The sequence below is a fragment of the Sphingobium lactosutens DS20 genome, assembly GCF_000445105.1.
In the GTDB taxonomy this organism is placed as follows: Bacteria; Pseudomonadota; Alphaproteobacteria; order Sphingomonadales; family Sphingomonadaceae; genus Sphingobium; species Sphingobium lactosutens.
Map to the genome: position 1 here is coordinate 56973 of NZ_ATDP01000107.1, position 22608 is coordinate 79580.

At 64.5% G+C, this 22608-nt stretch carries 21 protein-coding genes; 9 read left to right on the top strand and 12 right to left on the bottom strand.

The window, feature by feature from the left end; all coding sequences use genetic code 11:
* Positions 1–54: 54 nt before the first annotated feature.
* Positions 55–1095 carry a DNA-processing protein DprA gene (dprA, locus tag RLDS_RS0128925; protein ID WP_021228064.1) on the bottom strand — a complete coding sequence of 347 codons (1041 nt, stop codon included), beginning with the start codon at positions 1093–1095 and terminating at the stop codon, positions 55–57.
* Positions 1092–1703 carry a glycerol-3-phosphate 1-O-acyltransferase PlsY gene (plsY, locus tag RLDS_RS50460; RefSeq protein WP_031298949.1) on the bottom strand — a complete coding sequence of 204 codons (612 nt, stop codon included), beginning with the start codon at positions 1701–1703 and terminating at the stop codon, positions 1092–1094. Before plsY ends, dprA begins: the two co-directional genes overlap by 4 nt.
* A gap of 159 nt (positions 1704–1862) precedes the next feature.
* Here plsY and RLDS_RS50465 point away from each other — a divergent pair, with 159 nt between their 5' ends.
* From RLDS_RS50465 to RLDS_RS50480, 4 genes are all read left to right on the top strand, one after another.
* Complete coding sequence (locus RLDS_RS50465) at positions 1863–2303, top strand: membrane protein (protein ID WP_031298951.1); 441 nt, start codon at positions 1863–1865, stop codon at positions 2301–2303.
* Between the two features lie 51 nt (positions 2304–2354).
* Complete coding sequence (gene murI / locus RLDS_RS50470) at positions 2355–3158, top strand: glutamate racemase (RefSeq protein ID WP_021228067.1); 804 nt, start codon at positions 2355–2357, stop codon at positions 3156–3158.
* 179 nt (positions 3159–3337) lie between these two features.
* Positions 3338–4564: a 5-aminolevulinate synthase gene (gene hemA / locus RLDS_RS50475; protein WP_021228068.1), complete on the top strand. Its 1227-nt coding sequence runs from the start codon at positions 3338–3340 to the stop codon at positions 4562–4564.
* Between the two features lie 66 nt (positions 4565–4630).
* Complete coding sequence (locus RLDS_RS50480) at positions 4631–5230, top strand: hypothetical protein (protein WP_152528132.1); 600 nt, start codon at positions 4631–4633, stop codon at positions 5228–5230.
* A 20-nt stretch (positions 5231–5250) separates the two neighbouring features.
* Here the strand turns inward: RLDS_RS50480 and RLDS_RS50485 are convergent, their stop codons facing one another.
* Positions 5251–5901, bottom strand: a complete 651-nt coding sequence (locus RLDS_RS50485) for a class I SAM-dependent methyltransferase (RefSeq protein WP_021228071.1) — start codon at positions 5899–5901, stop codon at positions 5251–5253.
* Entirely contained in the window at positions 5898–7118 is a 1221-nt protein-coding gene (locus RLDS_RS50490) for a DUF3419 family protein (protein WP_031298952.1), read from the bottom strand. The genes RLDS_RS50485 and RLDS_RS50490 overlap by 4 nt, the downstream gene beginning before the upstream one ends.
* Before the next feature lie 146 nt (positions 7119–7264).
* On the opposite strand from RLDS_RS50490, the gene RLDS_RS50495 reads away from it, so the two are divergent.
* Both RLDS_RS50495 and RLDS_RS50500 read left to right on the top strand, forming a co-directional pair.
* Positions 7265–8257: a ligase-associated DNA damage response exonuclease gene (locus RLDS_RS50495; protein ID WP_021228073.1), complete on the top strand. Its 993-nt coding sequence runs from the start codon at positions 7265–7267 to the stop codon at positions 8255–8257.
* 103 nt (positions 8258–8360) lie between these two features.
* On the top strand, positions 8361–9944 hold the full coding sequence (locus tag RLDS_RS50500) for a cisplatin damage response ATP-dependent DNA ligase (RefSeq protein ID WP_021228075.1): 1584 nt from the start codon (positions 8361–8363) through the stop codon (positions 9942–9944).
* A 57-nt stretch (positions 9945–10001) separates the two neighbouring features.
* On the opposite strand, the gene RLDS_RS50505 is transcribed toward RLDS_RS50500, so the two are convergent.
* Complete coding sequence (locus tag RLDS_RS50505) at positions 10002–10559, bottom strand: fasciclin domain-containing protein (RefSeq protein WP_021228076.1); 558 nt, start codon at positions 10557–10559, stop codon at positions 10002–10004.
* A gap of 197 nt (positions 10560–10756) precedes the next feature.
* On the opposite strand from RLDS_RS50505, the gene RLDS_RS50510 reads away from it, so the two are divergent.
* From RLDS_RS50510 to RLDS_RS50520, 3 genes are all read left to right on the top strand, one after another.
* The gene (locus RLDS_RS50510) at positions 10757–11962 is read left to right on the top strand and encodes a saccharopine dehydrogenase family protein (protein ID WP_021228077.1); all 1206 of its coding nucleotides are present in this window, start codon (positions 10757–10759) and stop codon (positions 11960–11962) included.
* Between the two features lie 109 nt (positions 11963–12071).
* The gene (locus tag RLDS_RS50515; RefSeq protein ID WP_021228078.1) at positions 12072–13244 is read left to right on the top strand and encodes a carboxynorspermidine decarboxylase; all 1173 of its coding nucleotides are present in this window, start codon (positions 12072–12074) and stop codon (positions 13242–13244) included.
* Between the two features lie 151 nt (positions 13245–13395).
* Entirely contained in the window at positions 13396–14604 is a 1209-nt protein-coding gene (locus tag RLDS_RS50520; RefSeq protein WP_021228079.1) for a type III PLP-dependent enzyme, read from the top strand.
* Between the two features lie 48 nt (positions 14605–14652).
* Here the strand turns inward: RLDS_RS50520 and RLDS_RS50525 are convergent, their stop codons facing one another.
* The 7 genes from RLDS_RS50525 to RLDS_RS50555 are packed head-to-tail and all read right to left on the bottom strand — an operon-like array spanning position 14653 to position 22495.
* On the bottom strand, positions 14653–15870 hold the full coding sequence (locus tag RLDS_RS50525) for a class I SAM-dependent RNA methyltransferase (protein WP_021228080.1): 1218 nt from the start codon (positions 15868–15870) through the stop codon (positions 14653–14655).
* Entirely contained in the window at positions 15867–17258 is a 1392-nt protein-coding gene (locus RLDS_RS50530; RefSeq protein WP_021228081.1) for a bifunctional ADP-dependent NAD(P)H-hydrate dehydratase/NAD(P)H-hydrate epimerase, read from the bottom strand. Before RLDS_RS50530 ends, RLDS_RS50525 begins: the two co-directional genes overlap by 4 nt.
* A complete protein-coding gene (locus tag RLDS_RS50535) occupies positions 17255–17596 on the bottom strand; it encodes a hypothetical protein (protein WP_021228082.1) in 342 nt (113 codons plus the stop codon). Before RLDS_RS50535 ends, RLDS_RS50530 begins: the two co-directional genes overlap by 4 nt.
* 20 nt (positions 17597–17616) lie before the next feature.
* Positions 17617–18333 carry an N-formylglutamate amidohydrolase gene (locus RLDS_RS50540; RefSeq protein ID WP_021228083.1) on the bottom strand — a complete coding sequence of 239 codons (717 nt, stop codon included), beginning with the start codon at positions 18331–18333 and terminating at the stop codon, positions 17617–17619.
* The gene (locus RLDS_RS50545) at positions 18330–19211 is read right to left on the bottom strand and encodes a 4-(cytidine 5'-diphospho)-2-C-methyl-D-erythritol kinase (protein ID WP_021228084.1); all 882 of its coding nucleotides are present in this window, start codon (positions 19209–19211) and stop codon (positions 18330–18332) included. Before RLDS_RS50545 ends, RLDS_RS50540 begins: the two co-directional genes overlap by 4 nt.
* Positions 19198–20826 carry a tetratricopeptide repeat protein gene (locus tag RLDS_RS50550; protein ID WP_201767510.1) on the bottom strand — a complete coding sequence of 543 codons (1629 nt, stop codon included), beginning with the start codon at positions 20824–20826 and terminating at the stop codon, positions 19198–19200. Before RLDS_RS50550 ends, RLDS_RS50545 begins: the two co-directional genes overlap by 14 nt.
* 16 nt (positions 20827–20842) lie before the next feature.
* A complete protein-coding gene (locus RLDS_RS50555; protein ID WP_021228086.1) occupies positions 20843–22495 on the bottom strand; it encodes an electron transfer flavoprotein-ubiquinone oxidoreductase in 1653 nt (550 codons plus the stop codon).
* Positions 22496–22608: the final 113 nt, after the last annotated feature.

Here is a 22608-nt window from a genome sequence, read left to right on the forward strand (position 1 = left end):
GGCGACTACGCGAGACGACAAGCCAACCTTTTCATCATCTGCAAATGCGGTCACTCAGGAGTTCTCGATGCCGATAAACTCAACCGATGGTTCCTCGCCCATTGTTGGAACACCGCAATGGAAACAGTCGGATCGCATTTGCGCTGCTCGCGCTGTCGGAGCCATCCTGAACGATTTGCTCCCTCGCCTCGCAGACCAGATAACCCGGACTGGATGAGCAACGAGGATCAGTGGAAACGTTTGATCCGGCGTCTCAGGAATTAATCTGTAAAGTCGGTGAATTGTGCGTCGTGCAACTGTTGATGCTTGCATCAGCAAATTGCACCCCTGCGCACGCGGATCGATGGGCGATCCCGGCACCGCCATCACCTCCCGCCCGGCTTCACCCGCCAGCCGCGCGGTGATGAGCGACCCGGACTTGGGCGCGGCCTCCACCACCACGGTCCCCAGCGCCAGGCCCGCGATGATCCGGTTGCGCGCCGGGAAATGCCGGGCAAGCGGCTGAACGCCGGGCGGATGCTCGGTCACAAGCAGGCCGCGCTGCGCCACCTCCTCCTGCAATGCCGCATTTTCGGGCGGGAACACCATGTCGATGCCGCAGGCGATGACGCCGATCGTCCCGCTGTCGACCGACCCGCGATGCGCTTCGGTATCGATCCCGCGCGCCAGCCCCGATACGACCACCGCCTCCCGCTGCCCCAGGTCCTGCGCCAGGCTGCGCGCGAAGCGGCAAGCCGCCGCCGATGCATTGCGCGCGCCCACGATGGCGACGCAGGGCCGCGCGGCCAGCGCCGCGTCCCCGCGCACGATCAGCGCCGGCGGCGCGCCCTCCATCTGGTCGAGCAAGACGGGATAGTCGGCGTCTCCCATCAACAGATAGCGGCCGCCCAGCGCGCGCGTTGCCGCGATCTCGTGCTCCACGGCCCCCGCGTCCGCGACGCTCGCGCGGCCGCCGCCTCGCTCCGCCAGCATGGGGATGGCGCGCACCGCCTCCCCCGCGCTGCCGAAGCGCGCGAGCAATTGCCGATAGCTGACCGGCCCGATTCGCGGCGAGCGGATCAGTCGCAACCGCTCGAACCGCTCCCGCTCGCTCATTCAGGCGAAGCCGACTTGGATGTGCCGACCTTGGGTTCTTCGCCCTTCATCAGCCGCGCAATATTGGCGCGATGGCGCCACAGCAGGATCAGCGCCATGGCCAGGGCGACGGGGACCAGGTCCATTCGCCCGAACGCCCACATCGCAACCGGCGCGCTGATCCCCGCCGACATGCCGCCCACCGACGACCAGCGCGTGCCGAACAACAGGCCCAGCCACACCAGCGCGAAAACGATGCCCGCAGGCCAGTAAAGCGCGGTCACGACCCCCATCATCGTCGCCACGCCCTTGCCCCCGGCAAAACGCAGCCAGACCGGATAGCAATGGCCGATGAACGCCATCGCGCCCGCCATCGGCCCGCCCCCGTCGACAATCGCCGCGCCGACCAGCACCGCCGCAACGCCCTTCAGCAAATCGAGCAGCAAGGTCGCGGCCGCCAGTCCCTTGCGCCCGGTGCGCAGGACATTGGTCGCGCCGATATTCCCCGACCCGATCTGCCGCAGGTCGCCCGCGCCGGTGATGCGCGTCAGCAGCAGGCCAAAGGGGATGGAGCCAAGCAGATAGCCGAGAATGAGGACAAGGGAGGGGAGCAGCCAATAAGGTGTCATGAACATCGCCGGTAGAAGGTGCCCGCGACCATAGCGTGACAGCCGCACGGAGCAATGGCGAAGCTGCGCCGCGTCCTGATGAAGCCTCTCGTCACAAGCATCCTTTTGATCGTTCAGACGCTTATGCCAGTCCTGCCCGACATGATGGAGACTGCCCCTATGCTTCGATCCGCCCTCATCGGCCTTGTTGCCGGCCAGCGCTCGCTCACCCCGCTGGCCGTGCTGGCGGGCGCGGCGCGCGACGGGTTGCTGCCCAATGCGCCGCGTGCGACCGCGCTGCTTTCCAATCCGCTGATCGCATCGGGCGCGGTCGCGCTCGCGGGCCTCGAAATGGCCGGCGACAAGACGGAAAGCGCGCCCGACCGCACGGTCAAGCGCGGCTTGGCGGTGCGCGTCATGACGTCGGCCTTTGCCGGCGCCGTCCTCGCGCCGCGCGGCAAAGGCGCGCTGGGCGCTGCCACAGCCGTCACCGCCGCCATCGCCAGTGCCTATGCGGGCCTAGCCCTCCGCAAGAAAGCGATGCGCGCCTATGGCCAGGTGCCGACTGGCGCGATCGAGGACGCCGTGGTCCTGGCCGGCGGACTCGCCGTCACCCGCTGACATGGCGCGGGGGCGTTGACAGGCCAGCGCCGGCCCGCAACAGAAGCGGGCATGACGGTCGCCCCCGAAGCTCCCATTCTCTTCTTTGATTCCGGCGTGGGCGGTCTTTCGATCCTAGCCCCCGTCCGGGACATGCTGCCCACCGCACCCATCATCTATGCTGCCGACAGCGCCGGCTTTCCCTATGGCACCAAGAGCGAGGCGGAAATCGCCGCACGCGTGCCCGCCTTGCTCGGCCGCCTGGTCGAGCGCTATCGCCCCCGCCTGGCCGTCATCGCCTGCAATACCGCCTCGACCATCGCGCTTGCGGCCGTTCGCGCGGCGCTCGACATACCGGTCGTTGGCACGGTCCCGGCGATCAAGCCCGCCGCGCTCTTGTCGAAAAGCCGCGTCTTCGGCGTGCTCGGCACCGACGCGACGGTGCGCCAGCCTTATGTCGACCGGCTCGCCGCCGAACATGGCGCCGACTGCACCGTCCTGCGCCATGGATCAGCTGCGCTGGTGCAGCTGGCCGAAGCAAAGCTGCGCGGCGAACCGCTCGATCCGCAGGTCGCCCGCGCGGCGCTTGCGGGGCTTACGACCCAGCCGGGCGGCGAGCGCATGGACATGGTCGTCCTTGCCTGCACCCATTTCCCGCTGGTGGAGGCAGAGCTTGCCGCCGCCGCGCCCCATCCCATGGGCTTCGTCCATGGCGGCGACGGCATCGCCCGCCGCATCGCCTTCCTGACCCAAGGGCAGGACTGGCCCGCAGCGCCAGCCCACGGAACCGCCGTCTTCACCCGCCTTGACGATCAGCAGCAAAGGTTGCGCCCGGCTTTGGCCCGCTATGGCCTCGACCAAACCGAGCAGCTCTGACGGGGTAGGCCATTTGTCCAATGCCGCGCTTCCGATCAGTGTGATAGCTATTTCCCCCTAAGGCTGAGAATGGTTATCGCTGGTAATGGACGAACCACGCGGGTAAATGCGACCTCAAGGGCAGAGGAAGGGCGCGCTCAGAACGACAATATGCGCGCGAACGAACGGGAAGAAGCGTAGTGAATTACAAGCACATCTTTTCGCAGGCGATCGATCGGCTCCACAGCGAAGGCCGCTATCGCGTCTTCATCGACATCTTGCGAAACAAGGGCGCTTTCCCCAACGCGCGCTGCTTCCACGGTCATAATGGCCCGAAGCCGATCACCGTGTGGTGCTCCAACGACTATCTTGCCATGGGCCAGCATCCCAAGGTCGTCGCAGCGATGGAAGAAGCGCTGCACGACGTTGGCGCGGGATCGGGCGGCACCCGCAACATTGGCGGCAACACGCATTATCATGTCGATCTGGAAGCCGAACTCGCCGACCTGCATGGCAAGGAAGGCGCGCTCCTCTTCACCTCGGGCTATGTCTCGAACGAAGCGACGCTCTCCACGCTCGCCAAGCTGCTGCCCGGCTGCATCATCTTTTCCGACGAACTCAACCACGCCTCGATGATCGCGGGCATCCGCAACTCGGGCTGCGAAAAGCGCGTGTTCCGCCACAATGACGTCGATCATCTGCGCGAACTGCTGGCGGCCGAGGATGCCGACACACCCAAGCTGATCGCGTTCGAAAGCGTTTATTCGATGGACGGGGACATCGCCCCCATCGCCGCCATCTGCGATCTGGCCGACGAATATAACGCGCTCACCTATCTCGACGAAGTCCATGCCGTGGGCATGTATGGCGCGCGCGGCGGCGGTATTTCGGAACGTGATGACGTCGCCGACCGCGTCACCATCATCGAAGGCACGCTGGGCAAGGCATTCGGCGTCATGGGCGGCTATATCGCGGCCGACCAGATGATCGTCGACGTGATCCGCAGCTATGCGCCCGGCTTCATCTTCACCACTTCCCTGTCGCCGGTGCTGGTTGCGGGCGTGCTGGCCAGCGTGCGGCACTTGAAAGGCTCCAGTGCGGAGCGCGAGGGGCAGCAGGCGTCGGCCGCTCTCCTCAAGCGACTGATGGGCGACGCTGGCCTGCCGGTCATGCCGTCCGTCACCCATATCGTGCCGCTGATGGTCGGCGATCCGGTCAAGGCCAAGCGGATCAGCGACATATTGCTCGCCGAATATGGCGCTTACGTCCAGCCCATCAATTATCCCACCGTCCCCCGCGGCACCGAACGGCTGCGCTTCACCCCCGGCCCTGCGCATACCGAAGAGATGATGCGCGACCTGGTGGCGGCGCTCGTGGAAATCTGGGACCGGCTGGACCTGGAACTGCTGGAGCGCCAGGCGGCTTAAATACGGCTCCAGGCATTGACGATCGTTTCTTTTTCGCGCCTACCTGCTTGATCGCAGGGGGAAAAGATGATGAGGATTCGCAGTTCTAGGACGATTGGCATCACATTTGTCATCATGGCGTCATTCGCCATGATGACGTCGGCGCCGGCAATGGCGGCTCCAAATGGCATCACCTACGACTGCGATACCGCCGCCGACCATTTCTCCGAACTGGTGCTGCCAGCACCTAAAGGCCCCTTCATTGTGCGTGGTCAGGTAAAGGTGAAAGCCATAGCGGCATCTGAGGAATATGTACCACTTACACGTCTGGCGATTATGGAAGCGCCAGAAAAGCTAGGCGCAAGCAGCCAAAACCAGGCGGGCTTCAGCCTAGCGGCCCTGCCTGCCGGAAAATTGGGCGTGAAGACAAAGGACAAGAACGCAGTCCTTCATTTTGCGAACTGGGATGAACGCAAAGCCGGCAGCGAGGTTTCGCACGATCTCTTCCCCCTAGCAGACACGCAAGATGCACGGCCTTTCAGCCTGGCCTATGACGGTAAATCCGTGGTGGCGCAATTTGCTGGCCAGCAGCAGACGATGGCTTTGGATGTGGATGCGCCGGTTGTTCGTCTCATCTGCTCTACGGGCGAATTTTTGTACACGAACCTGACAATCGACGCCCAGTAACGCCGCGTCGGCACGGCATTTTATGCCTCAGCCCTGATCAACCCGCCGCGCACCGCATAGCCGCGATAGAGCGCCCGGCTCTGCGCCACGCCGCCGACATCCTGCGCCAGCCGCTCGACCGCCGCTTGGAGGCCCGCGCGCGGCGACACATGGAACGCCCCCAGCCAGCCGCACAGCGCGCGCCTCCAAAGCTCCGGCAGGTGCTCCTGCTGCCCGAAATCGACGATCTCCAGCCGGCCGCCCGGCGCCACGCAATGCGCCGCCTGGGCCAATGCCGCTTCCCAGTCCGGGATCATGGAGAGGGCATAGCTGATGAACACCCGGTCGAAGGTCGCGCGCCCGAACAGCGCCTTTGCATCGAAACCGCAGGCGTCGCCTTGCACCAGGATCACGCGCTTTGCCATGCCGGCCTTTGTGACGGCTGCGCGCGCCGTCTCCAGCATCGCCTCCGATATGTCGACGCCATGCAGAGCGGCGCGTGGCCAGGCCTTTCCCGCCGCGATCAGATTGCGCCCGGTGCCGCAGCCAATCTCCAGCACCGCCCCGCCGTCAGGCACGTCGAGATCAGCGATCAGCCCGTCCCGGCCCAGCAGATAATATTTGCGCGTCAGGTCATAAATATGCCGCTGGTAGCGATAGACCCCGTCCATCAGCCCCCGATGGTCGCTCACACATCATCCCTCAGCACATAGAGATGAACACCGCCATAGATGGCCGAACGATCACGCGCTGTGTAATCGCGCGAGGCGTCGGCGCGATACTGCCAGCGCCCTAGGATGTCGTCGCTGACACGGCCCGGCAGGATGCTCGGCTCACCCGCGGTGCGGAACAGAACCCGAGCGCCCGGCTTCGCCGTTCGCGTAATCTGCGCCCAGAGCGCATTCAATTGCGCATCGTTCATCCAGTCCTGCGCATCGAGCAGGATATAGCGGTCGCAGGACGCAGCCGGCTGGCTTGCAAGGAAGTCGGTGAAATTGACATGCCGCACGTCCACGCGCCCGACCCGCGCCCGCACCGCCTCATGGTTTCCCGCCTGAAGATAGGGCGGCAATGGCCCCTCACCCCCTGCATAGCCGCGCCCGAAAGCCTGCACCGCAAAATAATTGTCTTTCAGATCAAAGTCGCAGGCCAGTTTCTTCAGCCGCGCTTTCAACACGGCATCCATGCGCGCGTCACCGGCCAGCGCCTCGAACTGCGCGGGCGGGATGCCGAGGCCGAACAGCGATGCCGGCTGGCTGGTCAGCCAACGCACAAAGCCCCTGTCGAAGATCGGCGCCAATTCGCGCTCGAAAATCTCCAGCTGTTCCTCACGCGACCGCGCATTCAGCATCCGCCTGGGGTTGACGCCATGCAAGCGCGCCAGCAGGTGCGCCGCGCCGATGAAGCGGCCCAGCAGGCCATGTTTGTATATCCCACGCGCGAACCCGCCGATGCGCCGCCGCCCGATCAGGTCGCGTCCCTCCCAATAGCGCCGGGTCGCCTCGTCCAGATGCGGCGCTACAAGGTCGCGATAGGCCGCAATATTGGCGCGATCGTCGGCCTGCGCGAAAAAGCGGTGGAAAGTCGCATGATCAGGCAGGGTCCGCGCCGCCACCAGTTTCAGCCGGTTGAGCGCGATATGCGCGGTGTTCAAATCCACCGCCGTGATCTTTGCCGGGTCTGCGGTCAGATAGGATAGCACGTTGCAGCCGCCCGACGCGATCGTCACCACATGGCTGTCGGGCTGGATCGCCAGCGCCTCCATGTCGACCGCCGGGTCTTCCCATATCTGGGCATAGACCAGTCCGCGAAAGGCAAAGGTGAAGGCGCGCTCCAGCAGGCCCTGCTTCGACAAATGGCGATGCCGGTGCACCGCCTTGGTAATGGTCCGGTGGGCTGAAAAGGCCATGATCGCGACTCCCCGCTGCGCGTTCCTATCCGCGCGCGATAGGGCAATGGCGTGTCGACGCGGTGACGCGCGCGTTACCGCGCGATGACTCGCCTTTTCCGCCTGGCCTTGCGGAACCGCCATGCCCCTTCCCATCTTCTTGCCCCATGGCGCATTGGATCGAACCGCACCCGACCGGCATTTATGTCCGCCCCGCCGATGCGTGGATCGACCCGTCCCTGCCGCAGGAGCGCGCCTTGGTGACGCACGGCCACGCCGATCATGCGCGCGGCGGGCACGGACATGTCTGGGCGACGCGCGAAACGCTGGCGATTATGGGCTTGCGCTATGGCACGGCCAGCGGCACGGCGGTGGATTATGGCGAAGAGGTGCGGCTGGGCGGCGTGCGCATCCGCTATGTGCCCGCCGGCCATGTGCTGGGATCAGCGCAGATCCTGTTGGAACATGCCGGCGAACGCGTGGTCGTGACCGGCGACTATAAACGCCGCCCCGACCCCACCTGCCTGCCATTCGAACCCGTCCCCTGCGACATTTTTGTCACCGAAGCGACGTTCGGCCTGCCGGTCTTTCGCCATCCCGACACCGGCAGCGAGATGGACCGCCTGCTCGCCGCGCTCCACGCCAATCCCGATCGTTGCGTCCTCGTCGGCGCCTATGCCCTGGGGAAGGCGCAGCGGGTCATCAGCGAATTGCGTGGCCGGGGCCATCATGACGCCATCTATATCCATGGCGCGCTGGAACGCATGTGCGCGCTCTATCAGGATTTTGGCGTGGACCTTGGCGAACTGCGCCCCGCCACCGGCGTCGCGGCCAAGGATATGCGCGGCCACATCATCCTCTCGCCCCCTTCCGCGCTCAACGATCGCTGGAGCCGCCGCCTGCCCGATCCGATCACCGCCATGGCCTCAGGCTGGATGCGCGTGCGCCAGCGCGCCCGGCAGAAGAATGTCGAGCTTCCCCTCGTCATTTCCGACCATGCCGACTGGGACGAGCTGACCGACACGATCCGCGAAGTCGCGCCCACCGAAACCTGGATCACCCATGGTCGGGAAGAGGCGCTGCTGCACTGGTGCATGACCCACCAAATCCGCGCCCGCGCCCTCGCGCTGGTAGGCCGCGAAGATGAGGATGAAGGGTGATGCAATTCCGTGCCCAACATCCGTTCGCTTCGAGCGACGTCGAGAAGCAGATGTCGCTTGGATATGATTGCCCGACCATGCTCGAAACGAATGGGGCTGGCTGATGCGCGCCTTTTCCCAGCTGCTCGACGGCCTCGTCTACACCCGGTCACGCAACGGAAAGCTTGGCTTGATCGCCGCCTATATGCGCGACGCGCCCGATCCCGACCGTGGCTGGGCACTGGCCGCGCTCACTGGCAGCCTTGATCTCAAGGCAGTCAAATCCTCCGCCATCGGTGAGATGATCCGCGCCCGCACCGATCCCATCCTCTACGAAATGAGCCGCGACTATGTCGGCGACCTTGCCGAAACCGTGGCCCTACTCTGGCCCAAGCGCACCGATCAGCCGGCTGAACTGGATGACGGATCGCTCAGCCTCTCCGCCGTCATCGGTCGTCTCCAGAATGTGACCCGCGCCGCCGCTCCCGACGCGCTGGCGCAGATGATGGATCATCTCGATTCTTCTGGCCGGTTCGCGCTGCTGAAGCTGGCGACCGGGGGGCTGCGCGTCGGCATTTCCGCCCGTCTGGCCAAGACCGGCTTTGCCCAGGCCTTCAACCTCGACGTCGATGATGTCGAGCAGGTCTGGCACGCCCTCTCCCCGCCTTACGCCGCACTGTTCGACTGGGCGGAGGGACGCAGCGGCCGCCCGGACCCCGAAGGCACACCCTATTTCCGCCCCTTCATGCTTGCTCACCCGCTGGAGGCCGACAGCGTGGACCTCACCGACTATGCCGCCGAATGGAAATGGGACGGCATTCGCATCCAGATTGTCGGCACGGGGACCGAAACCCGCCTCTACAGCCGCGCGAGCGATGACATCAGCGGCAGCTTCCCCGAAATCGCCGCTGCCTTCACGGGCCATGCCGTGCTGGATGGCGAATTGCTCGTAAAGGGCGAGTTCCAGGGGGGCGAGGCCGCCAGCTTCAACGCGCTCCAGCAGCGTCTGGGGCGCAAGGCCGTCACTACCAAGATGATGGAGGACTATCCTGCCTTCGTCCGCCTCTACGACCTGTTGATCGAGGGCGATCAGGATTTGCGCGCCCTGCCTTGGCATCAGCGCCGCGCCAGGCTGGAGGCTTTTGTGCCGACGCTCGACCCGCAGCGCTTCGACCTGTCGCAGGTGATCGACGCGGACGATTTTGCCACCCTCGCCGACATCCGCGCCGGAGCCCGCGACGCCGCGATTGAAGGCGTGATGCTGAAACGCCGCGACAGCCCCTATGTCGCCGGGCGAAAGGCCGCGCTCTGGTATAAATGGAAGCGCGACCCGCTGACCGCCGACTGCGTCATGATGTATGCGCAGCGCGGCCACGGGAAACGTTCATCCTTCTACTCGGATTACACCTTTGGATGCTGGACGCCCGACGGTGAATTGCTGCCCGTGGGCAAGGCCTATAGCGGCTTCACCGACGAGGAACTGAAATGGCTCGACCGTTTCGTGCGCCAGAATACGGTCAACCGCTTCGGGCCGGTGCGGGAAGTGGAAAAGACGCTGGTGCTGGAGGTTGCTTTCGATTCCATCCACGACAGCAAGCGCCACAAATCCGGCCTTGCCATGCGTTTCCCCCGCATCGCCCGCATCCGCAAGGACAAGCCCGCGCATGAGGCAGACACAGTCGAGGGATTGAAAAAACTGGTCGTATGAAAAAGCGGCCGGCCCGCGTGCAGTCGGGCCAGCCGCTCCCTCACCTCATCGACAGGATCAGGGCATCAATACCGTATCGATGACATGAATGACGCCGTTCGACTGGTTGACGTCCGCAATGGTGACCATCGCCTTCCCGCCCTTGGCGTCCTGCAAATATACGGAGTCGCCGTCGACCCACGCGGTCAGAGGCTCGCCTTCGACCGTGGTCAGCATTGCCTTGCCGCCATTAGCCTTCGCCTGCGCGATCAGGTCGGCGGCATTCAGTTTACCGGGCACCACATGATAGGTCAGGATCTTGGTGAGGTCGGCCTTGTTCTCCGGCTTCAGCAAGGTGTCGACCGTGCCCGCAGGCAATTTGGCAAAGGCGGCGTTGGTCGGCGCGAATACGGTGAAGGGACCGGGACCTTTCAGCGTATCGACCAGGCCTGCGGCCTTCACCGCGGCGACCAGCGTCGTGTGATCCTTGGAATTGACCGCATTGTCGATGATATCCTTGCTCGGCGACATCGCCGCGCCGCCGACCATGGGGTCGGTCGCGGCCTGGGCCATCGCCCCGCCACTGACGGAGAGCAGCGCGCCGGCCAGCGCAATCGTTAGGGTGGACACTTTCATTTCGTCATCCTTCCTTTGTCACTCCCCGCCTTTCGGGGGGATGCGCCCATTACGCGCCAGCCGTCGGGAAGATGCGCGACTGCCCCAAAGGACAGGCCGCCAGATGCGTTCACGCGCATCTGACTTTGCGCTGTCATGGCCGCACCCTATATGGGCGCTTTCGCGCGAGCACGCGCAGCAGGCATAGGGAGAAACAATTGAGCAAGGTTCTGGTCATTGGCGCGGGCGGCGTCGGCTCTGTCGCGGTTCACAAGATGGCGATGAACCCCGACATTTTCAGCCATATCACGCTCGCCAGCCGTCGGCTGATTTCGTGCGAGAAGGTCGCCGAATCGGTGAAGGCCCGCACCGGCATCACCATCGACGTGGCGCAGGTCGATGCGGACAATGTGGACGAAACCATCGCGCTCATTGAAAAGGTTCAGCCCAAACTGGTCGTGAACCTGGCCCTGCCCTATCAGGATCTGGCGATCATGGACGCGTGCCTCGCGACGAAGACCGACTATCTCGACACCGCCAATTACGAGCCGCGCGACACCGCCAAGTTCGAATATAGCTGGCAATGGGCCTATCAGGACCGGTTCAAGGAAGCGGGCATCATGGCGCTGCTGGGTTCGGGTTTCGACCCCGGCGTCACCAGCGTCTTTGCCAGCTACATCAAGAAGCATCTGCTCGACCGGATCGACACGCTCGACATTCTCGACTGCAACGGCGGCGACCATGGCCAGCATTTCGCCACCAACTTCAACCCGGAAATCAACATCCGCGAAGTGACCGCGCCCTCGCGCCATTGGAACAATGGCGAATGGGTGGAAGGCCCGGCCTTAAGCCACAAGCAGGTCTTCGACTTCGATCAGGTCGGCGAAAAGAACATGTACCTCATGTATCATGAGGAACTGGAAAGCCTCGCCACCCATTATCCCGAGATCAAGCGCATCCGCTTCTGGATGACCTTCGGCGACGCCTATTTGAAGCATCTCGAAGTGCTCCAGAATGTCGGCATGACCCGGATCGACCCGGTCATCTACAATGGCCAGGAAATCATCCCGCTCCAGTTCCTCAAAGCCGTGCTGCCCGAACCGTCGAGCCTGGGTTCCACCACCAAGGGCAAGACCAACATCGGCGACATCGCGACCGGCCAGAAGGACGGGCAGGAAAAGACCGTCTATGTCTATAATGTCTGCGATCATGAGGACGCCTATGCCGAAACAGGCAACCAGGCGGTCAGCTACACGACGGGCGTCCCTGCGATGATCGGCGCGGCCATGATGCTGACGGGCGCCTGGCGCGGAGAAGGCGTGTTCAACATCGAACAGTTCGATCCCGATCCCTTCATGGACATGCTGAACAAGCACGGCCTGCCCTGGCAGGTGAAGGAACTGGACGCGCCGCTGGCCTTCTAACGCCCCCCACAAGGGATCGTCATCCCAGCGAAGGCTGGGATCGCATGCGGCGTCGCCGTGCCCTCTCGCCTGAGACCCCAGCCTTCACTGGGGTGACGGAGCTTTTGTTATGGAAACCCGCGCCGGCGATCCCGCCGCCTTTGCCCGCTTTGACCTCTATCGCGTCCCCTCGCCCGCCTTCGTGGTGGACGAGGCCGCGATACGCCGCAACCTGTCGGTCCTGCGCGACATTGGCGACCGCGCCGGCATCAGGGTGCTGGGCGCGCTCAAGGCCTTCTCCATGTGGTCGCTCGGCCCCGTCATCGGCGAATATCTCGATGGCGTCTGCGCCTCCGGCCTCTATGAAGCGCGCCTTGGCCGTGAGGAGTATAGGGGCGAAGTCGCCACCTATTGCGCCGCCTACAAACCCGACGATCTCGCCGAAATCCTGCGCATTTCCGATCATGTCATCTTCAACAGCCCCGGCCAGATCGCGCGCATGAGGCCGATCATCGACGCGGCGCGCAAGGACGGTGTGAACTTCGACATCGGCCTGCGGCTCAACCCGCTCCATGCCGAAGGCGAAGTGCCTAAATATGACCCGTCGCAGCCGCACAGCCGCCTCGGCTTTCCGGTCGATCAATTGCGGCCGGAGCATCTCGACGGCGTGGATGGCCTCCATATTCACAATCTGTGCGAACAGGATTTCCTCCCGCTCCAGCGCACTTGGGCGGCGATCGAAGCGCGCGTCATGCCGCACATTTCGAGCCTCAAATGGTTGAACTTCGGCGGCGGCCATCATGTCACCCGCGCCGATTATCAGATCGACGACCTCATTGCCTTTCTCCAGACCATCAGGGAGAAAACCGGGCTGGAACTCTATATCGAGCCTGGCGAAGCGATGGCGCTGGACGCCGGTATCCTCGTCGGCGAAATATTGGATGTCATCCATAATGGCATGCCCGTCGCCATCACCGATATCAGCGCCACCTGCCACATGCCCGACGTGATCGAGGCTCCTTACCGCCCCGCCATGCTGCATGAAGCGGAGGATGGCCCTGTGACACGGCTGGGCGGTCCCTCTTGCCTGGCGGGCGATATCATCGGCGATTATCGAGTCCCCGGCGGCGCGGAACCGGGCGCGCGCATCGCCTTCCTGGATCAGGCGCATTATTCGATGGTGAAGACCAACACCTTCAACGGCGTGCCGCTGCCATCCATCTGGCTGTGGAACAGCGACACGGACGAACTCAAGGAAATCCGGTCTTTTTCATACGCTGATTTCAAGGCTCGTCTCTCCTGAGGCACGACTGACGGCGGGGCTCGCAACAAAATTTCTACCCGCGCTTTACAGGGGGGACCCCGCCGCATATATCGGCCGTCCGCTGCCCCATGGGACTTCCACCGCAAGGCAGCTTTTTTACTGCCAACGACTACACTGGAGGTCCCTTGAATTGCACAAGCATCCTAGCGCGCTGGGGGTAGCGACCACCCTCAAACCGGCAGCACCGGTAACGCTGATTCGCCCCGAAGCCGCTGCTCGGGCCGCCCGCTTCTTTGCCGAGAAGTTCCCGGGTCGCTCGCTCTATGCGGTGAAGGCCAATCCGTCTCCCGAACTGATCCGCACCTTGTTTGCATCGGGCATCACGCATTTCGACGTGGCCTCGATTGCCGAAGTGCGTCTGGTTGCCGAAGCGCTCGCCGGACAGGATGGCGCGAAGCTCTGCTTCATGCATCCCGTCAAGGCAGAGGAAGCCGTTGCCGAGGCCTATCACGTCCATGGCGTGCGCACCTTTTCGCTCGACACGATCGACGAGTTGGACAAGATCATGCGCGCGACCGGCAACGCCACCGATCTGGAATTGTGCGTGCGTCTGCGCGTGTCGTCGGAACATGCCGAACTCAGCCTGGCGTCCAAATTCGGCGCAGAACTGGGCGAAACCCGCGAATTGCTGATGGCCACCCGCCAGGCCGCCGACGCGCTCGGCATCTGCTTCCATGTCGGCAGCCAGGCCATGAGCCCGCAGGCCTATAGCGACGCCATCGAACGCGTGCGCGCGGCGATCGTCGATGCGGCCGTCACCGTCGACATCATCGACGTCGGTGGTGGTTTTCCGTCGGTGTATCCCGGCATGGAGCCGGTGTCGTTGGAACGCTATTTCGATGCAATCCATCGCGGTTTCGAAAGCCTGCCGATCAGCTATTCGGCGGAATTGTGGTGCGAACCCGGCCGCGCGCTGTCGGCCGAATATAGCTCGGTCGTCGTGCGCGTCGAACGGCGGCGGGGCACTGAGCTTTATATCAACGACGGTGCCTATGGCGCGCTGTTCGACGCCGCGCATATCGGCTGGCGTTTCCCGGTGGAACTGCTGCGTGAGGAAGCGAGCCTCGAATCGCTCGAAGGCTTCTCCTTCTACGGTCCGACCTGCGACGATATGGACCATATGGTCGGTCCCTTCATGCTGCCGTCGGACGTCAAGGCCGGCGACTATATCGAAATCGGGATGCTCGGCGCCTATGGCGCGGCCATGCGCACCGGCTTCAACGGTTTCACCTCGGAATCGACGATCGAAGTCGAGGATGAGCCGATGGCGAGCCTCTATACGGAGCATCCGCTGCCCCGCCGCCGCGCCAATGTGGTGAAGCTGGGATCTTCGCTCTAAGCAGCTAGTCAAAAGGCCCCCGCTGCCGAACGGTAGCGGGGGCCTTTCTCATTTGCGGAAGATGCCAACCAGTTCGACATGGGTGGACCAGCGGAACTGGCCGACGGGCTTGACGCTTTCCAGCTGATATCCCGCTGCCGTCAGATGCGCGGCATCACGGGCAAAGCTGGCGGGATTGCAGGATATATAGGCGATCGTCGGCACGTCCGCCTGCGCCAGTTGCAACACCTGTTCCCGCGCGCCCGCGCGCGGGGGATCGAGAATGACGGCGGCAAAGCGGTTCAGTTCCTCCGGCGTCAGGGGCCGCCGGAACAGGTCGCGATGATCGGCGGCCAGCCGCAGCTGCGCCCGACCTGCCGCCATCTTGAGCTGAAGGATCACGTCGCGCGCAGCCTCCGCCGCATAGACGGGCCTGCCCTCTCCCAGCGCCAGCGCAAAAGTGCCCAGCCCACAGAACAGGTCCGCGATCGCCCCCGTCGGCGGCAGCGCCGCGCCCACCGGGCCGACCAGAGCCGCCTCCCCATCCGGCGTGGCCTGGAGAAAGGAAAAGGGCGGAAAGCCAACTGGCACGCCACCGAAGCTGATCGTGGCTGCATCAGGCTCCCATCGCGTCTGTGGTCCGTCGCCCTCATCAATCGTCAGCCGCGCCAGACCGTGCGTCCGCGCAAAATCCCCCAGCCCCTCATCCGCTGCCAATCCCTCGACCCGCACACCCTCCAGCAACAGGTCGACGCCCTGGTCGATCACCGACATTTTCACATGCGCCGCTCGCTTGTCCGGCAGGATCAGCGCCAGCAGGGATCGCAGCGGCTCTATCAAGGCAAACAGCTTTGGGTCGAGCACCGCGCACATCCGAAGGTCGATCAGCCGATGGCTGCCCTCCTCGGCAAAGCCGATCGTCACGCGCTTGCCCGTACGCGCCGCGCGCAGCGATGCGCGCCGCCGGGTCATGGGGGGCGACAGATGTGGCGGCAGCACCGTGACCGCCGTCACGCCCTGGCCCGCCAAGGCGCCGACCGCACGCGCGGTCACGAAGTCGGCATAGCTCTGATCGTCCAGATGCTGAAGCTGGCATCCCCCGCAGGCAGGGAAGTGAACGCAGGGCGGCTCGGCATGATGGACGCCGAAGACGACGGTTCCATCGGCCATCACACGGTCCCCCGGCGCGGCCAGCGGCACATGCCGGCCATCGCCGGTGACGCCATCGCCGCGCGCGGCAATGCGGATGATGCTGTCGGCTTCGCTGTCTGTCTTGCTATCGGTCACAATCGCGCGGCGATAGCGGCTGGCAGCGCGCCAAGCAAATCATCCGCGACAAAGGCCGGGCGACATCGCCACGCCGCGTCGGCATGCAGCCATACCGCCTCGCAGGCAGCGCGAAATGGATCGCATGTCACCGCCAGCCGTCCCGCCGCCAGCCCCGCCAGCACATCACCGGTCCCGGCCGTCGACAGCCAGCTCGATGCACGCCCCTCGACCGCCACGCGCCCGTCCGGTGCGGCCACGACGCTATCTGCGCCCTTATAGACGATGACCGCCCCCGATGCTTTTGCCGCCGCGCGGGCGCGGTCGATCTTGCTGTCTGGCAGTTTCCCGAACAGTCGCTCGAACTCGCCTTCATGCGGCGTGAGGATGGCTCCGGAGGGTATGGACAGCGTGTCGTCCTTGCCGAGCAATGTCAGAGCGTCCGCATCCAGTACCAAAGGATGTCCGCTGTCCAGCGCCACACCCAGACGCGCCCGCGCATCTGCATCAAGGCCGAGGCCAGGGCCCACTAACAGCGCGACGATCCGCTGGTCGTCCAGTTCGCCAGCCAGAGCGTCCGCGTGCATCACTTTCCGATGGATGATCGCATGAGTGCCCCCACCCGGTATGTCCGCCGCCAAACGCCGCACCACTCCCGCGCCGGATCGCGCCGCCGCCTCGCTCGCCAGCAGGCTCGCGCCGGCCATGCCGCCGCCGACAACGGCCACCAGGCCCCGGCTATATTTATGCGCGTCGACTGCGGGCATGGTCAGATGTGGCGCGGACAGCCGCTGCACATCGCTCGTGAGCGGGATATCGAGCGGTGCCAGGATCAGTCGCCCGCACAGTTCCGACGCTGGTTGGAGCAGATGCGCCGGCTTCCATGCCCCCAAGGCGATGGTGACGCCGAAGCTGGGCACGGTCGACAGCACCGCGCCTCCGTCACTTTCCACACCGCTGGGCAGGTCGACCGCGTAAGACGCCGCTGCGCTATTCACTAATGCGCACAGCCTGTCCGCCACCGCGTCGTCCAGCCCCCGGCTTAGGCCCGTGCCGAACAGCGCGTCCACAATCTGCGTGGCCGGCGCTGCGGTCATCATGTCCTCGACCGGCCCGTCCCAGGCGGCTTTCGCTCTCTGGGCAGAGTCTGTCCGGCTTTCGCCCAACGCCGCCACGCGGACAGGAACGCCGCGTTCGCGCATCACCCGCGCAATGACAAAGCCGTCTCCGCCATTATTGCCCGGCCCGCATAGTATCAGCAGGTCCCGGCGATGGCCCGCCCGCCATATGATGTCCGCAGCGGTTCGCCCGGCCCTTTCCATCAACGCATAGGGTTCCACCCCCGCGTCGAAGGCCGCCTGTTCGGCCGCGCGCATTTGCGCCGCCGTCAGGATGGCGTCCACGCTCACCGGGCCTGTCCGGCAACCTTTGCCGGCAGGCGGTAGCGATCATCGCCGATACTGGCTTCGATCATACGCCCGCCTATGATGTGTAGCTGCACCTTTTCCGCGCCGTCGGCCTCTTCCAATCCGCGTCCGTCCGACAGGACCCGGAAACGACGAAACCCGCCATCGGGGTGACGGATCGTCAGCAGGTCACCGTCGCGCTGGAGCGTACAATCAGGCGACCAGTCCTGCGACCCTCCTATACTGCATACTGGCGTGTCATCGCCCTGCGCCATGGCGGCTTCCTGCTCCGCCGGGGTCCGCTCTCCACTTCCGCAGGCCGAAAGCAGGGCGATCAGCATCAGGCTTGGCCAAGCCCCCCTCATACCAGCCGACTCCGACATTGGAACAGCACCGGCCCGATCAGCGCCGCAAGTCGCTCCTGACCCGCAGCGTCGGCCACCAGATCCTGCCGCATCTCGATCCCCAGATAGGGAATGCCATTGGCTTCGGCATGGCGGTTCATCGTCGCGTTCAGCAATCGCCCCGAATAAGGCAGCTGGTCGCCAACGATCAGCCCAGCCTCCTCCAACATCGGGATTGCGATGCGGGCGGCGCGATCATCCTCATTATATAATATGCCGATGTCCCAAGGACGCTTCTGTGCCGGATCGCTCTCCAGCGTCGGCGTGAAGCTATGCAGCGACAGGATGAAGGGCGACGTCATGCCGGCCAGCAAAACGCCGATGGCATGATGATAGGGATGGTAGAAACGGATCATCCGTTCGGCGAGGTCAGCATTCCGATTGCCCGGAATGGCATGGCCATCGCTCATGACCGGCAACAGGCCTGGGGCATCCTCTTCACGGTTCAAGTCGATCACCAGCCGCGACACGCCGGCCAGCAACGTGGTGCAGCCCAATTGCCCAGCCAGCAAGGTGCTGACTTCCGCCACGCCGATGTCGATGGCGATATGTTTGCCCAGCAGCGCCGGCTCAATGCCTAGGTCGATATCATCCGGCACATGCGCGGAGGCATGATCGGCGACGATCAGCAGGTCGAGCGACCCGCCGTCGATGCGGGTGAAGGCTTGCGTCATGCGCTCCTTATCCGTGTTTCCATTGTCCACCAGTCGGGCCGTTCGGCGCGGATCGCATCGGCCGCCCGGCCCATGGCCGCGTCATCATCAAATAGGGCAAAGCAGGTCGCCCCCGACCCCGACATCCGCGCGACTTTCAACCCGGCCCGCCCCCTCAAGGCCGCCAAAATATCGGCAATGGCGGGTGCCAGCGCCATCGCCGGCCTTTCCAGATCATTGCGCCCTGCCCCAATCAGCTGGTCGAGGCTGTCGGCAGATAGCGGGCCATGATCCTGCCCGTCCCATCCCGAAAAGACGGCGGCGGTGGACACCGCTACGCCGGGGTTGACCAGCAGCATCGGCAGCCCTTCCAATCCCGCAACGCCATGCCGCGCCAGATGCTCGCCGCGCCCGCTCACCATCTGGGTCACGCTGGGAACGCAGGCGGGAACATCCGATCCCAGATCCAGAGCCAGCCCCGCCAATTCACCCGCATCGATCCGCGCGTCCCACAGCCGCGCCAGCAGACGCAGCGTCGCGGCAGCATCGGCCGATCCGCCGCCAATGCCCGACGCGACCGGAAGCCTCTTCGTCAGCCGCAATCGCGCGCCCCGTTCCGTGCCCAGATAATCCTGCAAGGCCTTGGCGGCGCGCATGACCAGATTGCCCGATCCGGTATCCAGCCCGGCAGCGAATGGTCCGTCAATCACCAGGTCGATCGCGCCGTCGGCATCCGCCTGCCCCTCCAGCCGATCGCCATGCTCGGCAAAGACGAACAGGCTTTCGAATGCATGATAGCCATCGTCCCGCCGCGCCCGCACATGCAGGGCGAGGTTGACCTTGGCATAAGCGGTTTCGACCAGCAGATCGGCCGGCGCCTCCAGATCAGGGAGCGGCATATTCAGGCTTCAGTCCTTCACGGCTCTTGGCGGCCAAGCGTTCGGCCACGTCGCCTTCGGCAAAGATAGCCGCCGCATTCCAGGCATAGCGCGCTTCGTAGCGCCTCCCGGCACTCCACAAGGCGTCGCCCAGATGTTCATTGACGGTGGGATCGTCCGGCGCCCCGGCCGCAGCGCGCTCCAGCACCGGAACGGCCGCTTTCACATTCCCGGTCACATATTGCGCCCAGCCCAGCGAATCGATGATGGAAGCGTCCTGCGGCTTCAGGGCGCTGGCCCGTTGGAGCAACGCCAGCGCCTGATCGACATTCTGCCGTCGCTCAATCTGCGCATAGCCAAGATAGTTGAGGATGACCGGTTCGTTGGGGGCAAGCTTTGCTGCCCGTTCCAGCACCGCGCGCGCGGCATCCCACTGCTCGCCCTGTTCCAGCGCGCTGCCTTCGAACAGCAGCAACGACCATGGCATGGTTTCGTCGGTATAGCCCGCTTGCGCGGCGCGGAAGGCGGCGGCCGCTCCGGCAAAATCCTTTTCGTCCGCCAGCAATCGACCAAGTTGCACTTGCCGCGCCGCATCCGCGCCGGCCTGTTCTGCCCGGCTGCGCGCCAAGCTGATCGCGTCCGCGCGGTCGCCCGCTTCCGCCAGGGCGACGATCAGTTCCGCCTCGCCCAGCGGCCCATACCATTTGTCCTCGGCCGCCTTGCAGGCCTCCGCCACGCCAAAGGCCGGATAGCCTGCGGCGGTGAGCAAGCGGGCAGCGATGATGTGCCCCTCCGCACTGGTAGGATCGGCAAAGGTCGCGATGCGGGCCAGACGCATGCCCAGCGCCACGCCCGCCTCATCCGTCGCAATATCCGCCGCCAGGCGCGAGACCAGCCGCGCATAGCCCTGCGCGGGGGACAGCATCGCCCGCTTGCCCTTCGGATATTTCCCGCGCTTCAGATCAGAGCGCGCGGCGGCGAAATCGGCCGATCCGTCCGGCAGCATCGTCAGCGCTTCGTCGCGAAAACCGCGCGCGGCCAGCTGACCTGCAAAAGTGAGCCGCAGCGCCGCGCCGTCGCTCCCGCCCCGCAAGGCCAGGGCGCGCCGGGCCGCCGGCATCGCTGTTTCCAAATCACCGCGCGCAATCGCCTGCAGCGCGACATGCTCGTCGACATAGCGCCGGGCGAGATTGGCGAACGGGTCCGCATCGGAAATGACGGCTGGCGCTGTCCGACCTTCGCCCTGGGCGATCCAGCTGCGGATCATGGGCGCCAGAAAGGCGAAATTCCCCTCCTGCTCCAGCCGGTCGGTGGCGCGCGCGGCCGCGGCCCAGTCCCGTTTCTCCAGCGCTTCCCCGATCCAAAGCAAAGTCCCGTCGCGCGGCAATATCCCTTCGGCATCCAGCATGGTCGCGGCGCGCACCGCCAACGCCTGATCCCCGCTTTCCAGCGCCTGCGCAAAGGATCGGCGGGCGATGGCGATGCTATCAGGGTCCAGCGTCATCGCCGCCCGATAATTGGCCACCGCCGCCTGCAAGGCGCCATCCCCATCGGCCAGCCTCGCCTGCGCATAGGCATGGAGCGCACTGTCGGGATCGACGGCCGCGCCGGCAGGCACCGGCGTAGCCAGCAGCAACAGGGGGATGAGGCGCTTACATATTGGGATAATTCGGTCCTCCGCCGCCTTCCGGCACGACCCAGTTGATATTCTGTGTCGGGTCCTTGATATCGCAAGTCTTGCAGTGGACGCAATTCTGCGCGTTGATCTGGAAGCGGGGGCCGCCCTCTTCCTCACCTACCACTTCGTAGACGCCCGCCGGGCAATAACGCTGCGCCGGCTCGTCATAGAGGGGCAGATTATAGCTGATGGGGATCGCGGGATCCTTGAGCTGGAGGTGAACCGGCTGATCCTCCTCATGATTGGTGTTGCTCAGGAACACCGATGACAGCCGGTCAAAGCTGATGACACCATCGGGTTTGGGATAGGCGATGGTCGCGCACTGCTCCTTGCGCCAGATTTTCGTATGATCCGGCTTGTGCTTCATCGTGAAGGGCAGGCCGATCTTGAGCGTGCGCATCCACATGTCGATGCCCGCTAGCAGGGTGCCGATCGTATTGCCGAACTTGGCCAGCAACGGTTCGGCATTCTTGACCAGCTGCAATTCGGTGGCGATCCAGCTGGACCGCACCCGATCGTCATAAGCGGCCAGAACATCGCTGGCGCGATCCTGCCGGATCGCCTCGAATGCGGTTTCGGCCGCCAGCATGCCTGATTTCATCGCGGTGTGCGTCCCCTTGATCCGGGGCACGTTGACGAAACCGGCGGAGCAGCCGATCAGCGCGCCGCCAGGAAAGGCGAGCGTCGGAATGGACTGCCAGCCGCCTTCGTTGATGACGCGCGCGCCGTAGGAGACGCGGCGGCCACCCTCCAGGAACTGGCGGATTTCCGGATGCTGCTTCCAGCGCTGGAACTCCTCGAACGGATAGAGATGCGGATTGCGATAGCCCAGCCCGACGACGAAGCCCAGCGCCACCTGCCCATTGGCCTGATGATACAGGAACCCACCGCCATAGGCATCGGTAAGGGGCCAACCCTGGCTGTGGATGACCAAGCCCGGCTGATGCTTGTCGGGATCAATGTCCCACAATTCCTTCATGCCAAGACCGTAAACCTGCGGCTCGCATTCCGCATCCAGCGCGAACTGGCGCTTCACGATCTTGGTCAGATGGCCGCGTGCGCCTTCGGCAAAGAAGGTATATTTGGCGTGAAGCTCAAGGCCGGGTTGATAATCGGGCTTGCGATTGCCTTCCCGGTCGATCCCCATGTCGCCGGTCGCCACGCCCTTCACACTGCCATCTTCGTGATACAGGATTTCGGCGGCGGCGAAGCCGGGGAAGATTTCGACGCCCAGCCCCTCGGCCTGTTCCGCGAGCCAGCGGCACAGATTGCCGAGCGAACCGGTATAGGTGCCCTTATTGTGCATCCAGCCCGGCGTCATGAGATGCGGCATGGTGATTTTGCCGTTTTTCGTCAGGAACCAGTGCCGATTGTCGGTCACAGGCGTGTCGGCCAGACTGCACCCCTGTTCGCGCCAGTCCGGCAGAAGTTCGTCCAGCGCCTTGGGATCGATCACCGCACCGGACAGGATATGCGCGCCGATCTCGGACCCTTTTTCCAGCACGCAGACCGCCAGGTCCTGGCCAGCCTCGTTGGCCAACTGCTTCAACCGGATCGCGGCGGACAGCCCGGCAGGCCCACCACCCACGATCACGATGTCATAGGCCATCGATTCCCGTTCGCTCATTCATCCCTCCATGGCGCGACCGGCGGGCTGCACCCCGGCTGTCCGATCACCGCGTTAGTCCACCAGTTTGTCATCCATGGCGATGAAGCAGCTTGACCCCCTCGTCAACCTCT